3 protein-coding genes are annotated in these 4,674 nt (G+C 67.7%); 2 read left to right on the top strand and 1 reads right to left on the bottom strand.

The window, feature by feature from the left end:
- Positions 1–1,498: 1,498 nt before the first annotated feature.
- A complete protein-coding gene (locus tag ACV530_RS36405; RefSeq protein ID WP_494337019.1) occupies positions 1,499–2,833 on the bottom strand; it encodes an FAD-dependent oxidoreductase in 1,335 nt (444 codons plus the stop codon).
- Positions 2,834–3,730: 897 nt separating this feature from the next.
- On the opposite strand from ACV530_RS36405, the gene ACV530_RS36400 reads away from it, so the two are divergent.
- Positions 3,731–4,135 (top strand): SRPBCC family protein, encoded by a 405-nt coding sequence (locus ACV530_RS36400; RefSeq protein ID WP_494337018.1) that lies wholly within the window; start codon positions 3,731–3,733, stop codon positions 4,133–4,135.
- The gene (locus ACV530_RS36395; RefSeq protein WP_494337017.1) at positions 4,135–4,563 is read left to right on the top strand and encodes a MarR family winged helix-turn-helix transcriptional regulator; all 429 of its coding nucleotides are present in this window, start codon (positions 4,135–4,137) and stop codon (positions 4,561–4,563) included. Before ACV530_RS36400 ends, ACV530_RS36395 begins: the two co-directional genes overlap by 1 nt.
- The last annotated feature ends 111 nt before the right edge of the window (positions 4,564–4,674 follow it).

Below are 4,674 nucleotides of genomic sequence, written 5' to 3'. Positions count from 1 at the left end.
CCACACCATGGCAGTGATCGCGGCATGCGGACCATCCCCGTGTGTGCGGGACCGACCTCTGTACACCGTGACTAGGCGTAAAGCTGTCGGAGCCATCCCCGCGTGTGCAGGGCCAACTGGGCCGACCCCACCGTCGGTAACGGTGGAACATCCCCACGTGCGCGGGGCCGACACTTCCTGAGCTGCGACGATACCCGCCGAGGGGTTTGTTTTTCTTCAGTTCGATCCCAGAATCGCTCTGGACGTTGTCGGCAGGGTGTGCGGGTGTGCGGCGGGGTAGCGGGCCGACGACGCGAGCACCGCCGGCCACTGGATCCGGGACGGATTACCCCCGCGCGGGGTCGATTACCCGAGTTGGCGCCGGATGGACCGCGATTCGGGATCATCCCCGCGTGCGCGGGACCAACTCCCCCTCGCGTCCGTTGTTTTTGCGCACTTGCGGACCACCTTCGCGTGCGCGGGGCCAACCGCCCCCAGGACATGGAACAAGCCACGGCACTGGAGCCCATCCCCGTGCGTGCGGGGCCGACAACACCACGTCGGGACTGTACCGGGGCGACTGGGAACCATCCCTGTATGCGCAGGGCCGACGCCGAGGCGAGCCGCATGTGCGGCTGACTGCACGGACCATTCCCGCGTGTGCGAGGTCGAACTTGTGGAGCTTCGTGATGGTGGTGTACTCGACAAATCATCCCCGCGTGCGCGGGACCGACCCCGGCGGCCCTACCGGTGCCCACATGGTGCCGGAGCCATCCCCGCGTGTGCGGGACCGACACTTCCTGAGCAGCGACGATACCGGTCGACGGCGCTGTTTTCATCCAGCCTGTCTTCGGTCTGACGCTCCGGCAGGTTAGTGATCCCCGTGTGCGCGGGGTCGACCGACGAGCCGCTGGGTCGTAGTGTCCTGCTCGGAGACCTCCTTGCGGGGCTCCCGCCCTCAGCGAGGCCATATGGCGTTGGAGTGGTGGCGCTCTTCACCGTGCCTGCTCAGAAGCCGACCCATTCACGGTGAGGGGTGCTCCTCGGCGCCATGTGAAGTCGTGGGTGGTGTGGCAAGCCTGCGGTATCCGACGGACGCGAGCATGAGAACGGCCGCGCCTGCCACGCCGGCGAGGGCGGTCAAGCACCGGGCCCACCATGTAGCGTCGTTGTTCGGATGAAGAGCCCAGAACACGGCCACGGGGCTGAAGGCGAGCAGCAGGAAGCCCCTGGGATTCCACCACTTCCAAGCCCTGGTGCCGTCAAGGTTGACCGGGAAGATCCAGGGCGCCAGGAGCTCCGTCCACACAAGATGCGACAGCCAGAGGGGGCGCTTCGGCATGACAACCACACTTCATCGGACAGATCGTTCAATGCAACCGTAACCGAGCAGAGCAAATAGGTATGTTCTACCCAGGCGCTACGTGGTGCGGCTGGCATCTGCAGCCGCCCGGAACCCGCAGACCCATCCCGCAGCTGGTGCGGCCGCCTGCTCGGTGACGGGCGGCCGCACCGCGGCTCACATCGACGCGTTGGCCGGGCGCCGGCGGGAGGTGAGCAGCGCACGCGACACGGCCAGCATGGTTGCGGGGCGGCTGAGCACTCGTGGGTGCTTGCGCATGTGCGCGACTTCGAGGAACAGTCTGTGCAGGTTGGGATCGTTGACCGTCGCCCGGTCGAGTTGCTTGCTGTACCAGCGGGCGAACTGGTAGCCCCTGGGGTACGGGCCGTCGACATGCGGGAGAGCGAGATCCATCAGCGTGGACAGCCCCCATGCTGCGTCCACGATGACCTGTACCCGGCGGAAGTATCCCCAGGCCGGCTCATCGAGAGGAGCCCCTGAGCGCAGGTGGGCCGACAGGCATGAGGCGTGGAGCATCGCGCTGGTCATCCCCTGCCCGTAGATGGGATTGAAGGACGCCACGGAGTCCCCGACGGCAACAAACCTTGCCGGGAACCGGTCCAGCGCAGTGAACCGGCGTCGGCGGCTGTCGGCCATGGTGTACGTCGTGACCTCGCCCGCCATCGGGCACTGGCCCGCGATCTGCGCGATCGGTGGGATGGGAGCAGTGCGGCACCGTTGGAGGAACTCCTCGCGGATGCGCGTCGGCCGGTCCTGCCCGTACGCAGACACCACCACCATCCACCGGTCTCCTTCCACCCGCACCGCGGCGAAAGAATCCCGGTACGGCCCCTGGGGCGTCGAGATCGCCTGCACGACATCCACACCGGGCAGCTCCTCTCCGCTCTTGAAGAGCGCCGTCGCGTATCCCAGTTGCAGGTCCATGCGCTCAAGGGTCGGCGCAGTCCAGCCCGCCGAAGAAAGCCACCGGTCCAGCGCCGTGCCGCGGCCCGTCGCATCGACCACCAGGTCCGCCGTCAGCGTCTCGCCGTCCCGTGCGCCCTCGGGCACGTAGCGCACACCCGCGACACGCTCGCCTTCGAAAAGCAGGCTCTGCGCCCGGCCCTGCACAAAGCTCACCTTGTCATCGGCCAGCACCCGGCGACGGACGTGCGTTTCCAGCAGCGGGCGGGTGAGCCCGATGGTGTATTCGGCAGAGACCGGGGCCTTGAGGACACCGTCGACGTAGTGCTCGATGCTGTCCCCGTAACTGGGTATCGCACCATCATCGATCAGCTCGTCCGACAGACCCGGCAGCCAGCGCTCGAGCAGGTCCTTCCCCATGCTCAGCACCGCGTGCACCTGACTACTCTGTGGCACACCGCGCCGGACCGCCGATGACAGGCTCAGGTCGTCCGGCTCGATGATGACGACCTGGTCAGCGTGATCATTTAGCACGCGCGCCGCGCCCAGACCCGCGATACTTCCGCCCAGGACGATTGCTCGCCGCATCCGGCTCTCCTCTATCCCCGGCACAGGGAACTCACCCGCCAGGGGTGCCTGTGCCTGTCGACATGGTCGCCAGGAGTCAACCTGGCATGCACCGTGACGTCCAGTCCGGCCCTGGAACGGCCAACTCTCGGGCTTCTTACGGTGTTACGCCCAGCATTGCCTCCTGACCGGGTGAGCCCCCCCGGCGGCAGGGCCTTAACACACGTTCGACGAACGCCGCAATCCCCGCCAGAGCACCTGGGCCCAGGCAGCAGGACCATTCCCGCGTGTACGCGGGGTCGATTCCCACATTCTCCTCAGCCACACGACGCCCGGGGGACTACCCCCGCGCGTGCGGGGCCGACCACCCCAAGCGCGTGACGCTCGCGTACGAGGCGGGCATATCCCCGCGTGCGCGGGACCGACAACCCCGTGCTCATGCTCCTCGGGGTAGTGCTCGGGACATTCCCTCGTGTGCGGGGCCGACGATGTGATGATCTCCGCGCCGGGGAACAGCTGGGAACCATCCCCGCGTGCGCGGGACCGACGCCAGAGCGCCCTGCGTCCGCGGGCCGGACACGGAACCACCCCCGCGTGCGCGGGACCGACCTTCCATGCTTGCAGCCGATCTACAAGTGCTGCGAACCACCCCCGCGTGCGCGGGACCGACACTTCCTGAGCAGCGACGATACCGGTCGGGGGCGCTGTTTTCCTTCAGTATGTTTCCGGTCTGATGCTCCGGCAGGTTGGTAAGTCCCGTGCGCGCGGGGCCAACCTAAGTGGTCGACTCCGGAAGTCCGGGGCTGACGAGTGACGGTGTCGTGCAGGCTGGTCGGTGGGCCGGTGGATCTTCCTGGACAGATAATCATCGCGCAGATAATCTATGCGTAGATGTTCTTCGGATTGGGGAGGCCGCTGATGTGGACGTATGAGCACAGCATCGAGACCGATGCCACGCCTGAGGCGATCTGGCGCCTGTGGGCCGATGTCGAGAACTGGGGGACGTGGAACGCCGACATCGAGAACATCGCGATCAACGGACCGTTCGCGGCGGGCACTGAGATCGTGATGACCCCGGCTGGGCAGGACCCGGTGCACCTGCGTATCGCCGAGGCAAGCGTCGATGAACTGTTCGTCGACGAGGCCCGGATTGACGGCCTGCTGCTGCGTACCGCCCACACGCTCGACCAGGGCGAGCGCCTGCGCACTCGAGTGGTGTACCGGATGGAGATCACCGGTGCCGCTGCCGACGAACTCGGCCCGGCCGTCACCGCCGACTGGCCCGCCACCATGGCCGCCCTCGTCGAGTTGGCGCGCGGCTGATGGCCCTCACTCCGGGCGAGAGCCCGGGCTTCATGCTCTGGCACGCCACGCTGCGCTGGCAGCGTGACATCGCCGCAGCCCTGGCCCCGCTCGGTCTCACTCATGTTCAGTTCGTGCTGCTGGCCTGCACCTGGTGGCTCAACTCGCAGGGCGAACAGCCCAACCAGCTGGCACTCGCCCGCCAGGCCGGCACCGACGTCAAGATGACCTCGCAGGTCCTGCGCGCCCTGGAGACCAAGGGACTGATCGAGCGCGAGGTCGATCCCGCCGACACCCGCGCCAAGCTGCTGCGGGTCACCGGTGCCGGTGCCGAGCTGGCGCCGCGCGCGATCGCCGCCGTCGAACAGGCCGACGCTCGCTTCTTCCAGCCGGTCGCTCTCAACGACGTGACGGCCCTGCTCGGCCGCCTCGCCCATCCCGAATCCTGAGGCACCCGGCGGCAATTCACGGGGCGCCGCCGGCCTTGGATGCTCGGGCTGATGACACCCGCGCGCCGCCGACTCGTGCTCGAACCCGGGCGCCTCGGCGGAGCAGGGCGC

This window comes from Streptomyces sp. SX-6 (assembly GCF_059089585.1).
This window is presented reverse-complemented; position numbering and strand designations above follow the sequence as displayed.